The following is an 18,514-nucleotide window of genomic DNA, read 5'->3' on the forward strand; positions in this document are numbered from 1 at the left end:
GCCGGACGCACTCGGAGGCGGCCGGGTGACCACGCCGCGTGTGGCGCGCTGACTCGGCTCAGGAGACCGTCGCGGCGTCGCGGCCGAGGCGGGCGAGCAACCGGGTCTGGCGATCGGCGCCGTCGGGCACCCTCACCCCGGAACGGCAGACACCGTCGCTGTACAACGCATCACCGAAGCCGTCGGCGGCCGTCTCCATCATCGCCAGTTCGTCGTCGGTGAACCGGTGGTCGACGCCGTGGGCCGCGGCGACATCCCATCGGTGCGCGACCATGTCGAAGCCGTAGAAGCGGATCACCGTGTCGCCGACGGTGGTCGGGCCGAAGTGACCGTCGAACTCGCGCCCACCGACAGCGGGGTCGGCGAGCAGCTCGGTGACGCGATCGGCGTGCTCGCGCCACGCACGGGCCGGCGTGCCGAGGTCCGGGGCGGTACCGAGATCGATGTCGTGGCGGCCGAGGAAATCGCGCTGGGTGTCGATGACGTGGCCGACGACGTCGGCCGCGGTCCAGCCGGGACACGGGGATGCCGCGGTCCAGCTGTCCGAGGGCACGGCGTCGAGTACTCCGGCGAATCCGTCGGCAAGACGGGCGTAGTCGGTTGCGATGGGGGTCGGGGTGTCCGAGGTGGCAGTCATGATGGAGAGCGTAGGTCGGTGCGGGTGCGCCGGGATTGAAGAAAGCCGACATGATCGGGAGGTCTGCTGATGGTCGACGACATCGAGCGCGCTCATCTCGTCGATCCCACCGATCGCAGCTTCCGCATCGGTCGATGGGGTCCCGCGGCAGATCTGACCGACCTCATCCGTCGGTTCTGGGTGCCCGTGTGGTCGGTGCCACCCGGGGACGCTGCGCCGCAACGGGTTCTGCAGTACCCGGTCTGCCTGATGGTGGTGACCCCCACCTATGCGCGGTTCTACGGGGTGCGCCGCGGGGTGTCGGAGAACGTGCTGAGCGGCAACGGCTGGGCGGTGGGCACGATGCTGTCGCCGGCAGCCGGATCGCTGGTCGTCGGCGGCTCGGTTGCCGCGTGGACCGACCGGCATGCCGAGCTCGCCGAAATCTTCGGTTCGGTCGGTGCGGAACTGGCTGCGGCTGTCCGGGCGACGATGTTGCCCGCGCCGTCGGCCGACGACCGGCAGCACGCCGCCACCGGACTGTTCGAGGACTGGCTGCGTGCCCACCTCCCCGTCGATGCCGACGGACACCTCGTGAACGAGATCGTGTCCTACGTCGAGTCGAATTCCGACGTCACCGAGGTCGCGCAGATCTGTGCCGGATTCGGCATCGGCGAGCGCACGCTCCAGCGATTGACCCATCGGCGGTTGGGGCTGACACCGAAATGGCTCATCCAACGTCGCCGACTCCAGGAGGCGTCGGAACGTCTGCGCGACCCCGGGGTCACGGTGGCGAGGATCGCCGCCGACCTGGGCTACTCCGACGAGGCGCACATGGTGCGTGACTTCCGGACGGTCACCGGGGAGACACCGGGTCGATTCGCTGCGCGGTTCGGGGGTGACCAGGTGGCGAGTCCGAGGTCGGGCTGAGCTGGGTATTGTTGCCGAGATCACACCGAAAGCGGCACAATCGAGTGCAGGTGGGGAGTGACGGAGGATCAATGAGCGATGCGGCCGGGGTGTCATCGCGGATCCGCCGGGCGTACGAGGATTTCTTGACCGGAGTCGAGCCGCCGGCGGATGCCGTGCGGTCGGTGGTCCGCGAGTCGTGGATGCGGTCGGTGAGTCGGGGCATCGACCCTGGTGAAGCGGTGCCCGAGGGCGAACGTGCGCCGGCGATGTCGGCCACCGAGTTCGCCGAGTACCGGGATGCGCATCCGATCACCGCGGTCCGGCCGCTCGTGCAGTCGTTGATGCTCGACGACATCGCGGACTCCGGTGTCGTCGTCGCGCTCACCGACCAGCGCGGGCGACTGCTGTGGGTCGAAGGTGCATCGCCGGCCCGTGACCGTGCCAGCCACATCAACTTCGTCGAAGGTTCCGTGTGGGCCGAGGACGTCGTCGGCACCAACGCGCCCGGACTCGCCCTGGCAGTCGACCGGGGCGTTCAGGTCGTGGGGCCCGAGCACTTCGCCGGTCCGGTCCAGGAGTGGAGTTGCGCTGCGGCGCCTGTCCACGATCCGGTGACCGGGCACGTCATCGGCGTCATCGACGTGACCGGTGGTCGGGAGGTGGCCGCACCGTTCGCGCTGGCCGCCGTGCGATCGGTGGTCGCCGCCGTCGAGCGTGAACTGCGGTCGCATTCCGTCGACCTGGCCGACCCCACCACATTCACCCCGAAGTCGGCGGCGCAACTGACAGTGTTGAGCGGCAACGGTTGTCGGTGGAGCCGGGGTGGTGTCGAACGCACGCTCTCCCGTCGACACGCGGAGATCCTGGTGTTGCTGCAGGCGTACCCGGAGGGTCTGAACACCGAGCAGCTCGCGATGATGTTGGCCGAGGACGGGGTGGACCCGGTCACCGTCCGGGCCGAGATATCGCGCCTGCGTAGAGATCTGGGCACCGAGGTGGTCCAGTCGCGGCCGTACCGACTGACTGTCGAGTTCGACTCCGATGTCGATGACCTGCGCACCCGGATCCGGACCGGCGCCGACCTCGGCGCCGTCATCGCCGACCTCGGCCGCGGTGGACTGCTCGCCGAGTCGTCGGCCCCCGGCATCGTTGAGATCTTCGATGAGGTCCGTGAGGACATCCGGTCGCGCGTCATCGCCGACGGAGATGTCGGGGCATTGCGCGTATGGACGTCGTCGACGCATGGTCGGGACGACCTCGTCGCCTGGCGTCGACTCGAACACCGGCTGCCTGTCGGGCACCCAGACCGCGCAGTTGTCGGCGGCCGGATCCGATTGCTGGACAAGCGGTACGGGTTGTAGTTCTTTCGGTTGGGTGCGGGTCGGGGGCTGGGCAAAATCTGCCGCGGGGGCCGGGGGGCTGGCCAAAATCTGCCGCGGAGCGGGGTGCGGCGTGCAATATCCACGCCGCTCATCGCTGCACGGCAGATTATGGTCATCGTCCGGGGGCTCTCACGGAGTGCGACGGTGTCCGGGGAGATGTCCACACCTCTGTTTTCATCCCCAGTTCAATGATTGCGGCACTCCCGAACCGCAGTTCTCGCCGATGCTGGGCCGATGGACGGTCGGTATCAACAGTTCGGCGGAGTGGTCTCCGCGGCACAACTGGTCGCGTGGGGTGAGACGCGCGCCGACATTCGGCGAGCCGTGCGCAGCGGGTTCCTACGTCGGCTGAGGCACGGGTGGTTCATGGTGGAAGGGGCCGATCCGGTCATCGTCGCCGTCGTCAGCGCGGGGGCTGTGCTGACATGCGCCAGTGCCCTTGCCGAGCAGGGGATCTGGGTTCCCGACGTCTCGCTGCGCCAGGTGCATTCGCGAGTCACCAGGCATGGAGGCCGGGTCGCCGAGGCGGCGCCGTTGGACATGGGGTGTCGCGCCTACGGCGAGATCCCGCCGTCGGTCGGCGCGGTCGATGCCGTGGACATCGCGTTACTGCACGCCGCACGATGTCTGGACGACGAGTCGCTGGTGGTGGTTTGCGACTCGATCCTCAACAAACGGGTCATGACCCGAGAGCAGATCGAGACCGTTCTGAGAGCTGCGCCGCAGCGCATCGGAGATCTGCTTGCGAGGTGCGATGAACGTGCGCAGTCGGGCACCGAGACCATGGCCCGCGTGCGACTACGAGCGCTCGGACTTCCGGTGATCGTCCAACATCACGTGGTCGGCGTCGGATTCGTCGACCTGCTCATCGGCGATCGGCTGATCATCGAGGTCGACAGCATCGAGCACCACACCGACTCGGATGCGTACGAACGGGACCGTCGCCGTGATCGGGAACTCGCGCGACTCGGGTACATCGTGATTCGACTGACGTATGCCCAGGTCACCCGGAACTGGTCTGCGGCCGAGAACGACATCATCGACATGGTACGCCGGCGCATGCACCGCTGGCCGCGATCCCGGGTTGCCTGACGACCATCCGCGGCACCCGCCCGTCAGCAACCTCGCCTGGCTGAACCCTGCCCCGACTTCGTCCGATGCGCCCTCGGTTGACCAATATCTGCCGTTCAGCGAGTGGTCGCGTGCAATATCCAGGCGGCGCCCCGCTGGACGGCAGATTTTGGTCGCTGGGGCGGGGGCTGGGGCCGGGGAAAGAGTCGGCGGGTGGGAGATCGGGGAGCGCCCGACCGAAGGTTCGCCCTGTCTCCCCGACCAAAATCTGCCGTTCAGCAAGTGTTCGTGTGCAATATCCACGCGGTGCGCTGCTGTACGGCAGATTTTGGTCGGTGGGGCCTGGCAGATGGACGAGTGGGGGACCCCGTGACCGAGTGCTTCTTCTCCGGGCTTGCGTATCCAAAATCTGCTGCCCAGCGAGTGGTCGTGTGCAATATCCACGCGGCGCCCCGCTGGACGGCAGATTTCGACCACGCCGCCAGGCAGACGCACCCCGACAAGCCCCACCAAACCTGCTGACCTGCCCCGACGTCCCGTTGCAACGTTGGGTACGTCGGTGCAACGCTCCTGCAACGAGCCCGGCCGTACCGTGTGCAACAGATCACACACGTCACCGCTCGTGGCGAGTGCGACATCCCGATACGACGGAGGAGCACCTCAGAATGACTGTCTACGCAAAGCCGGGCACCGACGGCTCGGTGATGAGCTACGAGTCCCGCTACGACAACTTCATCGGTGGCGAGTGGACCCCGCCGGTGAAGGGTCAGTACTTCGAGAACCCGTCGCCGGTCGACGGCAAGACCTTCACCGAGGTGGCCCGCTCGACCGCCGAGGACATCGACCTCGCTCTCGACGCCGCGCACAAGGCCGCTCCGGCGTGGGGCAAGACGTCGGTCGCCGAGCGCTCGCTGCTCCTGCTGCGCATCGCCGACCGCATCGAGGAGAACCTCGAGAAGATCGCGGTCGCCGAGTCGTGGGACAACGGCAAGGCGGTCCGTGAGACCCTGGCCGCCGACATCCCGCTGGCCATCGACCACTTCCGCTACTTCGCCGGAGCGCTTCGCGCACAGCAGGGTTCGATCTCCGAGATCGACGAGGACACGGTCGCGTACCACTTCCACGAGCCGCTCGGCGTCGTCGGCCAGATCATCCCGTGGAACTTCCCGATCCTGATGGCCGTCTGGAAGCTCGCGCCGGCCCTGGCCGCGGGCAACGCGGTGGTGCTCAAGCCCGCCGAGCAGACTCCGGCATCGATCCTGTACCTGGTCAGCCTGATCTCCGACCTGCTGCCCCCGGGTGTCATCAATGTGGTCAACGGGTTCGGCGTGGAGGCGGGCAAGCCGCTCGCATCGAGCAACCGCATCCGCAAGATCGCCTTCACCGGTGAGACAACCACCGGTCGCCTGATCATGCAGTACGCGTCCGAGAACCTGATCCCGGTCACGCTGGAGCTGGGCGGCAAGAGCCCCAACATCTTCTTCAACGACGTGACGGCCAAGGACGACGGCTTCCTCGACCGCGCACTCGAGGGTTTCACGATGTTCGCGCTCAACCAGGGCGAGGTCTGCACCTGCCCGAGCCGCGCGCTGGTGCAGGACGGCATCTACGACGACTTCATCGGTCGCGCCGTCGAGCGCGTGAAGGCGATCAAGCAGGGCAACCCGCTCGACACCGACACGATGATGGGCGCGCAGGCGTCGAACGACCAGTTCGAGAAGATCAGCTCCTACCTGGCCATCGGCAAGGAAGAGGGTGCCGAGGTGCTGGTCGGTGGCGAGCCTGCCGATCTCGGTGGTGACCTGTCCGGCGGCTACTACATCCAGCCGACCGTCTTCGGTGGCAAGAACAAGATGCGCATCTTCCAGGAGGAGATCTTCGGGCCGGTGCTCGCGGTGACGTCCTTCAAGGACTACTCCGATGCGATCGCCATCGCGAACGACACCTTGTACGGCCTCGGCGCCGGCGTGTGGACCCGTGACGGCGCGACCGCCTACCGTGCCGGCCGCGAGATCCAGGCCGGTCGCGTGTGGACGAACACCTACCACGACTACCCGGCACACGCCGCCTTCGGTGGATACAAGCAGTCGGGCATCGGCCGCGAGAACCACCTGATGATGCTCGAGCACTATCAGCAGACGAAGAACCTGCTGGTTGGTTACGCTCAGAGTGCCAAGGGCTTCTTCTGACCAGGGCGAACACCCTGATCCGAGAACTCCGAGGATCTCTCTGACAAGGACAGGTGATACCCGATGACCGAGACACAGACTCCTGATCGGGTGGTCGCCACAGACGCCGCCGTGCAACTCCTGACCAAGCTGTCGGAGTTGCACGGCGGACTCATGATCCACCAGTCCGGTGGATGCTGTGACGGTTCCGCCCCGATGTGTTACCCGGTGGGTGAATACCGTGTGGGACAACGCGATGTGCTGGTCGGCGTCATCGACCTGCCTGAACCGTTGCCACCCGTGCGGCTCTGGATCAACGGAGATCAGTTCGATCTCTGGAAGCACACCCAACTCATCCTCGACGTCGTGCCGGGTAGAGGTGCCGGGTTCAGCCTGGAGGCACCCGAGGGTGTGCGATTCCTCTCGCGCTCACGCGCTTTCAGTCCCGAGGAGAACGAACTCCTCGAGAAGTCACCCCCGTTGACGGGGGCGATGGTCGAGGCCGGCTGACCCGTCGGCGTCGATTCCCGACGAGAGTGGCGGTGCGGTGCCGACCCCCGCGCCGCCACTCTCCTCGCCTGCGGCCAGGATGCGATTGCGCAGCTCTGAGGCGGTGTGCGGCAACCACATCGCCTGCACCGGAACCAGCGGCGGATCGGTGAACTCCATGATGCGGATCCGGTTTCCGTAGACCCAGCCCGGATCGTTGGTCACGAACGCGCACGCGTCGGGATGCGCGACCACCGCGGTGTGCGGCGGCGTTCCCAGCAGCGTCGATACGATGAGCGTCGGGTCGAATCCCGCACGCCGACAATGCGAGACCAGAACATCCGTGTAATACGACTCGTGTTCTGGGCCCCAGACCACGATCGGATGCGGCGCGAGGTCCTCGATGGTCACCGAATCCTGCTGTGCCAAAGGATGGTCGGCGTCGACGGCCAGACGCAGTGCGTGGTACGTCGCGATGGTGGACGCGAGATCGGACGGGGGCTGCACACCCCGCGCGAGCGCGATGTCGATGGTGCCGGCGAGGAGATCCTCCCGGATACTCTCGGCGAACACCGGACGCGCCGTGATGGGCACCGACGCATCGGCCAGCACGACGCTCTCGATGATCTGGAAGATCTCCGACGTCGCGACGTCCGGCGTGTGCCCGATGACGAACGGATCCGGACGACCGGCGTCGGCGCGCCGAACCATTCTCGCGAGTTGCCGACCGCCGGCCAACAATGGAACCGCCCCGCGATAGAGAGCGTGCCCGGCGGGGGTCAGTGTGAGGCTTCGGCGCGTTCTCGAGAAAAGGCTCACATCGAGTTGTCGTTCGAGTTCTCGAATTGCCGCAGAAAGCGCCTGTTGTGTGATGAACAACTCTTCTGCCGCGGCACTGAGAGTTGGAGCATCCACTGCGGTCACGAACATGCGGAGTCGCCTCAGGTCGAGGTCTCGCGCGGGGCCTACTTCACTCACGATCAACCGGTCCTTGTCGGTACACCAAATTGCTTCGATTGTAGATTGTGCGACGGCTCTTTACCCTGAACTGCGCGGACGTTGTGACACGTTCGTTAGAGGCGTGATGCAACGTACGTTGGTCCCTGTTCCCCGCACTGAGGGGATGTGGGGAACAGGGACCTTCGGATTCTCCGCCATTTCTCGGTCTCGTCGGTCGCAACGCCGCGATTCATCCGATGCTCCAACAGATCTGCCATCGCTAATGCACATTACTTTCGGGCATGGCCGACGTTCGAGGCAGCCATTTGTTGAAGATGCAACCATTCGGGCATTCATGTTCACGTTGCGAACAATTCCGTCGACTTTCTGGACGAACGTCCTGATGGTGTCGAAAACGGACAGTCTCGTGATCGGTGAAGGCGTCGAACCGCCTGGGATGCACTGTTCTGCGACGTAGAATCCCGCCATGACACGTGCGGGCACGGCCCCGACGACAGCCACGGGATCGGCGACGTGACGCGCTGGTTCGAGCACACCGTCGTCGACACCGGTCGTCTGCCGCTGTTCTTCCTCCTGGTCGCCTTCGTCCTCACCTTCCTGTTCATCCGGTTCAGCGTGCGGATGATCCGTGCCGAGGTCAGCTGGTGGCCGGGCAATGTGACGCCGGGCGGCGTCCACATGCACCACGAGTTCTTCGGTGTGATCCTGATGTTGCTGAGCGGGTTCGCGCTGGTCGCACTCGCGAACTTCGAGACGCCCATCGCGAACTGCGTGCTGGCCTCGTTCTTCGGCATCGGCAGCGCCCTCGTACTCGACGAGTTCGCGCTGATCCTGCACCTGCGCGACGTGTACTGGGAAGAAGAGGGCCGTAGTTCGATCGACGCCGTGTTCGTCGCCGTCGCGATCGGGCTGCTGTTCTTGCTCGGGCTACGCCCCATCGGCTTCGGTGAGTTCGACGAGTTCCGGGAGGCCGGCGACACCGCCACGCGGGTCGTCGTGCTGATCGCGCTCGCGATCATCGTGGGGCTCGCCGTGGTCACGCTACTCAAAGGCAAGCTGTGGACGGGACTCGTGGGTCTGTTCGTGCCGCCGCTGCTGTTCGTCGGCGCGCTGCGCGTCGCCCGCCCGGCCTCGCCGTGGGCGCGGTGGCGGTACACCTCACGTCCGGGAAAGCGGGCAAAGTCACTGCGACGGGAGCGTCGCTACCGCGAGCCGGTGGTCCGGTGGAAGATCGTGCTGCAAGAGGCGGTGGCCGGCAGATTCGGGATCCCGGACGAGCCGCCCGCGCTACCGCTCGCCCACGACCCCGAGTTGCCACCCGCGATCAAGGCGCCGAACGCGCTCGCCACCGCCATCCGCTGGCGACGCACGCGGCACCAATTGGAGTTGGTGCCCATCTGGCGCCTCCCGGTGATCCTGGTGTCCCTGGCGATGGTCGCTGCCTTCGCCTGCGTCGGGCTCGACGACAGTCTGCAGCTCGACGCATTGAACGCCGGGACCACGGCGACCCTCTTGGCCGTCATCGCCGGCGCGATGGCCACGCTCACCGGTCTGGTGTTCACCGCGGTGACCCTGGCGATGCAGTTCGGCGCGTCCCAGATCTCCATCCGGGTCGTCCCGATGCTGCAGCGGGAGCCGGTGATGCGATGGTCGATCGGGGTCTTCCTCGCCACCTTCGTGTTCACGCTGATCGTCGCCCTGGATCTCACGGTCTCCGGCGACGACGACCCGGCACCCGGGATCTCGACGGGGATCGCCCTCGCGCTCACCCTCGCCAGTGCCTATCTGTTCATCGCGCTGGTCGCCAAGGTCGGCAGCATCCTCAACTCGGCACAGTTGCTGCGGTGGATCGACAGCGAGGGGCGTGGGGCGATCCGCCGGGCGTACCCGGCCGACGCGCCACTCCCGACCGGTGTGTCGGCGCCGGCGGATGCCCCGGTCGACACCTCGGAGCCCATCATCATCAACCTCCGCGAGATCCCGACGCGTGGGCGGGTCCTGCTCGCCATCGACCTGCCGCGGATCCAGCGGCTGGCGTTGCGCTGGGACGTGCGGGTCGACCTGCTCGTCGGCATCGGCGACTACGTCCCGCACAGTGGTGCCGTCTTCGAGGTGCGCGGTGATCGCCGTGCGGTCCGGCCGCATCAGTTGCTCGCGGCGCTGCTGTTCGGCGACACGCACCGACCGGCGGTGAGTCCGGCCGCTGCGCTGCAATCGATCTCGGACATCGCCCTCAAGGCGCTGTCGCCCGCGGTCAACGACGCGAGTCGCGCGGTCCAGGCGCTCGACCACATCGAGGACCTGCTGCTGATGTTGGCGCCCCGGGTACACACGGAATCGAATTCGCCCGAGCTGTCGACGATCAGAGGCTACCGACGATCGTGGGCCGACTACGTGTCCATCGGGACCGACGAGATCCGGCATCACAGCCGCGGATCGGCGCAGGTGCAGCGGCGGCTGCGGGCGCTGTTCGACGCCTTGTCCGAGCAGTGCTCGCCCGAGCAGCAGGCGCCGCTCCGCGCTCGCATCGACGCGCTCGACGAGCAACTCGACGCCGAATGGGCGATCGGCCTCGACCGGGATCTCGCACGCGCGTCGGATCGTCAGGGATTCGGCACCGAGACCGGACGGTGGTCGCGGGTCCGGCGACTCAGCATCGACCACCAGCGTGAGCGCGGCGCGGACGACGGTGGCGTCGTCGCCGACTGAGTTGCTGCCGTGGTGCCGGACCGATCGTCTACCGGCCGCCCAGGATGCTGCCGAGCAGGCCACCGAGTCCGCCGCCGGACTTCTGATCGCCGCCGGAGCCGCCCGACGTCGATGCGCCGCCGAGAATCGAGCCCAGGACCCCGCCGAGACCTCCGGCGGCGCTCCCGCCGAGCGCGCCGCCCAGGATGCTGCCCAGGTCACCGGCACCGCCGGAGTTGCCGCCACCAGCGGCCCCGCCGGAGCCCTTGCCGCTCAGCACCTTCTGGGTGAGATAGCTCAACACGATCGGGGCGAGGATCGGCAGCAGCTTCTTGATCAGACCGGGATCGACAGCTGCCGCCGGTGCCGCTCCACTGAGTGCGTGGGCGACGTCGTCGGTGCGACCGCCGAAGATGTGGCCGACGATCTTCGACCCGTCCGCGGTGTCCACCTCATCGAGTCGGATCTCGCCGTCGGCGAGGTCGTTGGTGTGTTTGTCCAATGCGCCGGCGAGTTGCTGCGCGCTGCCCTCGTCGGTGGTCTGGTGTTCCAGGCCGGTCAACAGACCGGGAACGGCCTGCTCCACCGCGGCCTGCGCGGTCGCCTCGTCGACGCCGAGTCGCCCGGCGATGTCGGCGATGGGCAGTCGGCTGATCAGGTCATCGAACTCGGGCATCGGTCCTCTTCTCGGTCCGGAACTCGCCCCGCGGCCGCGGGATCGGTTGTGCAGCAATGAATCGTGCGGCATCACGGAGGGCGCGCTGCGCCTCCGGGGTGAACAGCGGGAACATCTGGAACACGTGTCCCTGATCGGGCCACCGTTGGATCTCGACCTGCGCTCCCGCATCGCTCAGCACCTGATGCAGGGCTCGTGCGTCAGCGCCCATGACCTCGAGCCCGCCGTACTGGAGGAGCGTCGGCGGAAGATCCATATCGGCGGTGAGGTCGACCCGCATCCGCGGGTCGTCCGCGTCGGTGCCCGCGGTGTAGAAGCGAAGGATCTGTTGCGCGGCAAGCGCTTCGATGAGCGGATCACGCGCACCGCCGCGCTGGTTCTCCACGGCGAGTTCGAAGGTCGGGTCGTAGAGCGGGGAGAACAGCACCATCGCGGCCGGTTGCGGTCGGCCGGTGCGATGGTTGTCGGCCAGCAGGTCGGCTGCGAGGTGCCCGCCGGCCGAATCGCCCGCGACGACGATGCGATCGGCGCGGTGCCCGTTGTCGAGGAGCCACCGGTACCCGCGGATGGCATCGTCGCCCGCGCTGGGCAGTCGATACTCCGGGCCGAGTCGGTAGTCGAGGCTGAAGGCGGGCATGCCGGTGAGTCTGCTGAGTCGGGATACGAGTCCGCGGTGGGTGCGCGGCGAACACACCACGTACCCGCTGCCGTGCAGGTAGTAGATGATCGCCTCGTCCGGCGACGGACGCAGGCCGGGCGTGCGGGGGCGCGTGCCGGAGACCCATTCGCCGCGGACGCTCCCGGAATCGAAGGACTCGCGGACCGGGCGGACCCTGGTGCCCGACGGCACCGGGCTGATCGCGGCCAGCGAGCGGTTGATCGACGGTCGCATCGCACGGAGAACCAGGGGAGACGGACGTGACCGGCCTGCTCCGGTGACCGCGAAGAGGGGACCTCGGATGCGGCCGAGGTAGGCGTTGGTCGCCCTGGCGCGCAGGGATCCGCGGGCTCCGGTGTGGACCTCGTGGGTGCCACGCGCACTCATCTGTCCGAGACTAGTCGGCGGCGACCTCGATCGGAGCCGGTTCGGCGCGCCGACATCGGCGTACCGACCACGTCGATTCGGACCGCTTCGGGCGCGTACGCTGCATGATCACCCTCATTGTGGTAGCCGGATTTCGATACTGGGTGTCCGGCGTGAGAAAATATCTGACAATGCTCTCGGAGCAGGTGGTGCGGAGCCGGATCACGGTTCGCACGTGCCGTCAGCAACGACGCTGACATCGGATGCCCGAACCGGACATCGCTGCGTTCGCCCAGGTCAGCCCCTGTGGGTGACGAACAGCCAGCGGCCGGTCGGCCAGGCGTCCCCAGGTCATCATCGGTGTAGTGGATGCGCAGCGTCGCGCACGAAGTGAGGCGAACTATGAAGCATGCTCCTGGTCCGGTCGGGTTGTACCACCCGAGCAATGAGCACGACTCCTGCGGTGTCGCATTCGTCGTGGACATGCACGGACGTCGTAGCCGCGACATCGTCGACAAGGCGATCACCGCGCTGATCAATCTGGAACATCGTGGTGCCGCCGGTGCAGAGCCGAACACCGGCGACGGCGCGGGCATCATGATCCAGGTCCCCGACCGTTTCCTGCGCGAGTCGGTCGACTTCGACCTCCCCGCCGAGGGTGAGTACGCCACCGGTATCGCGTTCCTGCCCCAGGGCTCCGAGGATGCGCGTCTGGCCTGCGAGGGTGTCGAGAAGATCGTCGAGGCGGAAGGCCTGACGCTGCTCGGCTGGCGTGAGGTCCCGACCAACGACTCGTCGCTGGGCGCGCTCGCACGTGACGCGATGCCGACCTTCCGCCAGGTTTTCGTTTCTGGCAGTTCGGGCATGGAGCTCGAGCGCAAGGCCTTCGTGATCCGCAAGCGCGTGCAGAACGAACTCGGCAACAAGGGTGCCGGCCAGGACGGGCCGGGCCGCGAGACCGTCTACTTCCCGAGCCTGTCGGGCACGACCTTCGTCTACAAGGGCATGCTGACGACCCCGCAGCTGCGGGAGTTCTACGTCGACCTGCAGGACTCGCGGGTCGAGAGCGCCCTCGGACTCGTCCACTCGCGCTTCTCCACCAACACGTTCCCGTCGTGGCCGCTGGCGCATCCGTTCCGTCGGGTCGCCCACAACGGTGAGATCAACACCGTCACCGGCAACGAGAACTGGATGCGTGCCCGCGAGGCGCTCATCGACACCAGCCTGTTCGGCGAGAACGCCGAGGAGAAGATCTTCCCGGTCTGCACGCCGGGTGCCTCCGACACGGCTCGCTTCGACGAGGTGCTTGAGATGCTGCACCTCGGGGGTCGTAGCCTGCCGCATGCGGTGCTGATGATGATCCCGGAGGCCTGGGAGCGTCACGAGTCGATGAAGCCCGAGCATCGGGCGTTCTACCAGTACCACTCCAACCTGATGGAGCCGTGGGACGGACCGGCGTCGGTCTGCTTCACCGACGGCACTGTCGTCGGTGCGGTCCTCGACCGTAACGGCCTGCGTCCCAGCCGGATCTGGGTCACCAAGGACGGCCTCGTCGTGATGGCGTCGGAGGTCGGTGTCCTGGACATCGATCACGCCGACGTGGTCCAGAAGCTGCGCCTGCAGCCGGGCCGGATGTTCCTGGTGGACACCGAAGCCGGACGCATCGTCGCCGACGAGGAGATCAAGGACGAGCTCGCTGCCGAGCACCCGTACCAGGAGTGGCTGGACGAGGGCCTGCTGACCATCGCCGACCTCCCGGAGCGCCCGCACGAGCACATGGCGCACGACCGGATCGCCCTGCGCCAGCAGGTGTTCGGTTACACCACCGAGGAGCTCAACCTCCTGGTCGCCCCGATGGCGCGAACCGGGGCGGAGGCCCTCGGTTCGATGGGCACCGACACCCCGATCGCGGTGCTGTCGGCACGTCCGCGCATGCTCTTCGACTACTTCCAGCAGATGTTCGCGCAGGTCACCAACCCGCCGCTGGATGCGATCCGCGAAGAGGTCGTCACCAGCCTCGGCGGCACCATCGGCGCCGAGGCCGACCTGCTGAACCCGGGTCCCGAGTCGTGCCGTCAGATCGTGCTCCCCGAGCCGGTTCTCGACAACGACGCCCTGGCCAAGCTGGTCCGGATCAACGACGACGATCGCTTCTCCGACTTCCGCAGCATCCAGATCCGCGGCCTCTACCCGGTCGCGGAGGGCGGTGACGGCCTCCGCTCCGCGCTCGACGCGATCCGCGCTCAGGTCAGCGCCGCCATCGATGACGGTGTCACGCTGGTCGTCCTGTCCGACCGTGAGTCGGACGAGACCCTGGCGCCGATCCCCTCGCTGTTGCTGACGGCCGCCGTCCACCACCATCTCGTCCGCGAGCGCAAGCGCACCCGGGTCGGACTGATCGTCGAGGCAGGCGACTGCCGCGAGGTCCACCACGTGGCCGCACTCGTGGGATTCGGTGCCGCAGCGGTGAATCCGTACATGGCCTTTGAATCGATCGAGGACATGGTCGACCGCGGAGAGCTCGGCGACCTGGACTTCGCGTCGGCGCGCAAGAACTACATCAAGGCCGCCGGCAAGGGTGTGCTGAAGGTGATGAGCAAGATGGGCATCTCCACCATCGCCTCGTACACCGGCGCGCAGTTGTTCCAGGTCATCGGCATCTCGCAGGACACCGTCGACGAGTTCTTCACGGGTCTGCACAGCCAGCTCGACGGCATCGGCCTCGACGAGATCGCCGCCGACGTCGCGCGCCGGCACGCGCTGGCCTTCCTCGACCGTCCGACCGAGCGCGCGCACCGCGAGCTCGAGGTCGGCGGCGAGTACCAGTGGCGGCGTGAGGGTGAGTACCACCTCTTCAACCCCGACACCGTGTTCAAGCTGCAGCACTCCACGCGGACCGGGCAGTACCAGGTCTTCAAGGAGTACACGAAGCTCGTCGACGACCAGTCGCGCAAGATCGCCTCGCTGCGTGGACTCTTCGACTTCAACTTCGGCGACCGCGACCCGATCCCGATCGACAAGGTCGAGCCGGCCAGCGAGATCGTGAAGCGCTTCTCGACCGGTGCGATGAGCTTCGGCTCCATCTCGGCCGAGGCGCACGAGACCCTCGCCGTCGCGATGAACCGCCTCGGCGGACGCTCGAACTCCGGTGAGGGCGGCGAGGATCCGCGTCGCTTCCACCACGAGGACAACGGCGACTGGCGGCGGAGCGCGATCAAGCAGGTCGCCTCCGGACGGTTCGGTGTCACCTCGCACTACCTGTCGAACTGCACCGACATCCAGATCAAGATGGCCCAGGGCGCCAAGCCCGGTGAGGGCGGCCAGCTGCCGCCGCACAAGGTGTACCCGTGGGTCGCCGAGGTGCGCGGTTCGACGCCGGGCGTCGGCCTCATCTCGCCGCCGCCGCACCACGACATCTACTCGATCGAGGATCTGGCGCAGCTGATCCACGACCTGAAGAACGCGAACCCGCAGGCGCGCATCCACGTGAAGCTCGTCTCCGAGGTCGGCGTCGGTACGGTCGCCGCGGGAGTCTCCAAGGCGCACGCCGACGTGGTGCTCATCTCCGGACACGACGGCGGCACCGGCGCGACGCCGCTCACGTCGATGAAGCACGCTGGCGCACCGTGGGAGATCGGTCTGGCCGAGACCCAGCAGACCCTGCTGCTCAACGGTCTCCGCGACCGCATCGTGGTCCAGGTCGACGGGCAGCTCAAGACCGGCCGCGATGTGGTGGTCGCCGCGCTGCTCGGCGCCGAGGAGTTCGGCTTCGCCACGGCCCCGCTGGTGGTCTCGGGCTGCATCATGATGCGTGTCTGTCACCTCGACACCTGCCCGGTCGGTGTCGCCACCCAGAACCCGCTGCTGCGTGAGCGATTCACCGGCAAGCCCGAGTTCGTCGAGAACTTCTTCATGTTCATCGCCGAAGAGGTCCGCGAGCTGCTGGCCCGCCTCGGGTTCCGCACCCTGCAGGAGGCGGTCGGTCACGTCGAGGCCCTGGAGACCGGGAAGGCCCAGGCGCACTGGGGTTCGGCCAAGGCGGGCAAGCTCGATCTGTCGGCCGTGCTGTCCATGCCCGACTCCCCGTTCATGAACCAGGACCTGTACAACTCGGGCACCCAGGATCATGCGCTGGACAAGGCGCTCGATCAGCAGCTGATCGCCCAGAGCCGCGAGGCGATCGACCACGCGACCGCGGTGTCGTTCTCGTCGAAGATCACCAACGTGAACCGGACCGTCGGCACCATGCTCGGTCATGAGGTCACCAAGGCTCATGGCGCGCACGGACTCCCGGACGAGACGATCGCGATCGAGTTCACCGGGTCCGCGGGTAACAGCTTCGGCGCCTTCGTGCCCAAGGGCATCAGCCTGCGGCTGGAGGGCGACGCGAACGACTTCGTCGGCAAGGGCCTCTCGGGTGGACGGATCGTGGTCCGCCCGGCACGCACCGCTCCGGAAGGCTTCGTGGCCGAGGACAACATCATCGCGGGCAACGTGATCGGGTTCGGCGCCACCAGCGGCAAGATCTTCCTCCGCGGCGTCGTCGGCGAGCGCTTCTGTGTCCGTAACTCGGGTGCGACCGCAGTGGTCGAGGGTGTGGGCGACCACGCCTGCGAGTACATGACCGGTGGTCGCGTGGTCATCCTCGGTGCCACCGGACGCAACTTCGCGGCCGGCATGTCCGGTGGTGTCGCCTACCTGTACGACCCGGACAACCAGCTCGAGTCGAACCTCAACACCGAGCTCGTCGAGATCGAGCCGCTCGAGGTGGAGGACCTGGAGTTCATCGCCGACCTCGTCGCCGAGCACCGTGAGGAGACCGGATCGCCGGTCGCCGCAGCGGTTCTCGACGGGTGGGATGTGGCACAGCAGCAGTTCCGCAAGGTCATGCCGCGCGACTACAAGCGCGTGCTGGAGGCGATCGCCTCGGCCGAGCGAGATGGACGAGACGTGAACGAAGCGATCATGGAGGCCGCACGTGGCTGATCCCAGAGGATTCCTCAAGCACACCGAGCGGGAGACGCCGGATCGCCGGCCCGTCGACCTGCGGCTGCTGGACTGGAAAGAGGTCTACACGGAGTTCGACAGCGGTGAGCTGCAGACGCAGGCCAGCCGTTGCATGGACTGCGGTATCCCGTTCTGCCACAACGGCTGCCCGCTGGGCAACCTGATCCCCGAGTGGAACGACCTGGTCTACAAGGACCGGTGGCGCGACGGCATCGAGCGTCTGCACGCGACGAACAACTTCCCGGAGTTCACCGGTCGGCTGTGTCCTGCGCCGTGCGAGGCGTCGTGTGTGCTGGGCATCAACCAGCCTCCGGTCACCATCAAGCAGGTCGAGGTCGAGCTCATCGACAACGCCTTCGAGCAGGGATGGGTCACCCCGGTCCTGCCGGCGGCGACGACCGGCAAGACCGTCGCGGTGATCGGTTCGGGACCCGCGGGACTCGCTGCGGCCCAGCAGCTCACACGTGCGGGCCACGCGGTCACCGTGTTCGAGCGCGCGGATCGCATCGGTGGACTGCTGCGCTACGGCATCCCCGAGTTCAAGATGGAGAAGCGCCACATCGACCGTCGCCTGGAGCAGATGGAGGCCGAGGGCACCGTCTTCCGCACCGGCGTGAACGTCGGGGTGGACGTGACCGTCGAGCAGCTGCGCGGGGACTACGACGCCGTGGTGCTCGCCAACGGATCGACCATCGGTCGCGACCTGCCGATCGAGGGTCGGGAACTCGACGGCATCCACCAGGCGATGGAGTTCTTGCCGTGGGCCAACAAGGTCCAGCTGGGCGACGACGTCACCGACGCCGACGGCCAGCCGCCGATCAGCGCCAAGGGCAAGAAGGTCGTGATCATCGGTGGCGGCGACACCGGCGCCGACTGCCTCGGCACCTCGCTGCGCCAGGGTGCGGAGATCGTGCACCAATTCGAGATCATGCCGAAGCCGCCGAACGACCGTGCGGACTCGACGCCGTGGCCGACCTACCCGCTGATGTACCGCGTCTCCTCGGCTCATGAAGAGGGTGGCGAGCGCGTGTTCTCGGTCAACACCGACAAGTTCGTCGGTGAGGACGGCAAGGTCACCGCGTTGCACGCCAGCGAGGTCGTCATGAAGGACGGCCGTTTCACCAAGGTCGAGGGCTCGGACTTCGTGCTCGAGTGCGATCTGGTGCTGCTCGCGATGGGCTTCGTCGGTCCGGAGCGCGACGACCTGCTCGACAAGCTGGGTGTCGAGTACACCGACCGCGGCGTCATCAAGCGGGACGATTCGTTCAGCTCGACCGTGCCCGGCGTCTTCGTCGCCGGTGACGCGGGACGCGGCCAGTCGCTGATCGTGTGGGCCATCGCGGAGGGTCGTGCGGCTGCCGCCGCGGTGGACACCTTCCTCGCCGGCCGGACCGATCTGCCCGCGCCGATCGTCCCGACCCAGGTCGCCCAGCGCTGATCGCGGAGACACCACAGCGATCGACCCCGCCGAGATCGTCGGCGGGGTCGATCGCTTGTCGGGGCCGGTCGGCCCCGGGCTCA

12 protein-coding genes are annotated in these 18,514 nt (G+C 67.2%); 8 read left to right on the plus strand and 4 right to left on the minus strand.

The genetic code is table 11. The features are described from left to right. Nucleotides 1-58: 58 nt before the first annotated feature. Complete coding sequence (locus GS4_RS15485) at nt 59-637, minus strand: maleylpyruvate isomerase family mycothiol-dependent enzyme (protein ID WP_007622170.1); 579 nt, start codon at nt 635-637, stop codon at nt 59-61. A gap of 69 nt (nt 638-706) precedes the next feature. Between GS4_RS15485 and GS4_RS15490 the strand changes: the two genes are divergently transcribed. The 5 genes from GS4_RS15490 to GS4_RS15510 all read left to right on the plus strand — a co-directional run bounded on the left by GS4_RS15490 (nt 707) and on the right by GS4_RS15510 (nt 6,659). Beyond that, nucleotides 707-1,546, plus strand: a complete 840-nt coding sequence (locus tag GS4_RS15490) for an AraC family transcriptional regulator (protein WP_007622173.1) — start codon at nt 707-709, stop codon at nt 1,544-1,546. 71 nt (nt 1,547-1,617) lie between these two features. Then, nucleotides 1,618-2,889: a GAF domain-containing protein gene (locus GS4_RS15495; RefSeq protein WP_007622175.1), complete on the plus strand. Its 1,272-nt coding sequence runs from the start codon at nt 1,618-1,620 to the stop codon at nt 2,887-2,889. A 255-nt stretch (nt 2,890-3,144) separates the two neighbouring features. Further along, the gene (locus GS4_RS15500) at nt 3,145-4,002 is read left to right on the plus strand and encodes a type IV toxin-antitoxin system AbiEi family antitoxin domain-containing protein (RefSeq protein ID WP_007622177.1); all 858 of its coding nucleotides are present in this window, start codon (nt 3,145-3,147) and stop codon (nt 4,000-4,002) included. Nucleotides 4,003-4,646: 644 nt separating this feature from the next. Beyond that, a complete protein-coding gene (gene exaC, locus GS4_RS15505; RefSeq protein ID WP_007622179.1) occupies nt 4,647-6,170 on the plus strand; it encodes an acetaldehyde dehydrogenase ExaC in 1,524 nt (507 codons plus the stop codon). A gap of 63 nt (nt 6,171-6,233) precedes the next feature. Beyond that, nucleotides 6,234-6,659: a DUF779 domain-containing protein gene (locus tag GS4_RS15510; protein ID WP_007622180.1), complete on the plus strand. Its 426-nt coding sequence runs from the start codon at nt 6,234-6,236 to the stop codon at nt 6,657-6,659. Here the strand turns inward: GS4_RS15510 and GS4_RS15515 are convergent. After that, nucleotides 6,621-7,616 carry a LysR family transcriptional regulator gene (locus tag GS4_RS15515; RefSeq protein WP_439644624.1) on the minus strand — a complete coding sequence of 332 codons (996 nt, stop codon included), beginning with the start codon at nt 7,614-7,616 and terminating at the stop codon, nt 6,621-6,623. The two genes, GS4_RS15510 and GS4_RS15515, sit on opposite strands and share 39 nt — an antisense overlap. 495 nt (nt 7,617-8,111) lie before the next feature. On the opposite strand from GS4_RS15515, the gene GS4_RS15520 reads away from it, so the two are divergent. Continuing rightward, nucleotides 8,112-10,307 carry a DUF2254 domain-containing protein gene (locus GS4_RS15520; RefSeq protein WP_007622184.1) on the plus strand — a complete coding sequence of 732 codons (2,196 nt, stop codon included), beginning with the start codon at nt 8,112-8,114 and terminating at the stop codon, nt 10,305-10,307. Between the two features lie 28 nt (nt 10,308-10,335). On the opposite strand, the gene GS4_RS15525 is transcribed toward GS4_RS15520, so the two are convergent. Beyond that, entirely contained in the window at nt 10,336-10,962 is a 627-nt protein-coding gene (locus GS4_RS15525; protein ID WP_007622187.1) for a DUF937 domain-containing protein, read from the minus strand. After that, a complete protein-coding gene (locus GS4_RS15530; protein WP_007622189.1) occupies nt 10,946-12,007 on the minus strand; it encodes an alpha/beta hydrolase in 1,062 nt (353 codons plus the stop codon). The genes GS4_RS15525 and GS4_RS15530 overlap by 17 nt, the downstream gene beginning before the upstream one ends. A 381-nt stretch (nt 12,008-12,388) precedes the next feature. Between GS4_RS15530 and gltB the strand changes: the two genes are divergently transcribed. Together gltB and GS4_RS15540 are read left to right on the plus strand one after the other, a co-directional pair. Next, complete coding sequence (gene gltB / locus GS4_RS15535; RefSeq protein WP_007622191.1) at nt 12,389-16,972, plus strand: glutamate synthase large subunit; 4,584 nt, start codon at nt 12,389-12,391, stop codon at nt 16,970-16,972. Then, on the plus strand, nt 16,965-18,431 hold the full coding sequence (locus GS4_RS15540; RefSeq protein WP_007622192.1) for a glutamate synthase subunit beta: 1,467 nt from the start codon (nt 16,965-16,967) through the stop codon (nt 18,429-18,431). The genes gltB and GS4_RS15540 overlap by 8 nt, the downstream gene beginning before the upstream one ends. Nucleotides 18,432-18,514: the final 83 nt, after the last annotated feature.

The sequence above is a fragment of the Gordonia soli NBRC 108243 genome (assembly GCF_000334455.1).
GTDB classification, from domain to species: Bacteria; Actinomycetota; Actinomycetes; order Mycobacteriales; family Mycobacteriaceae; genus Gordonia; species Gordonia soli.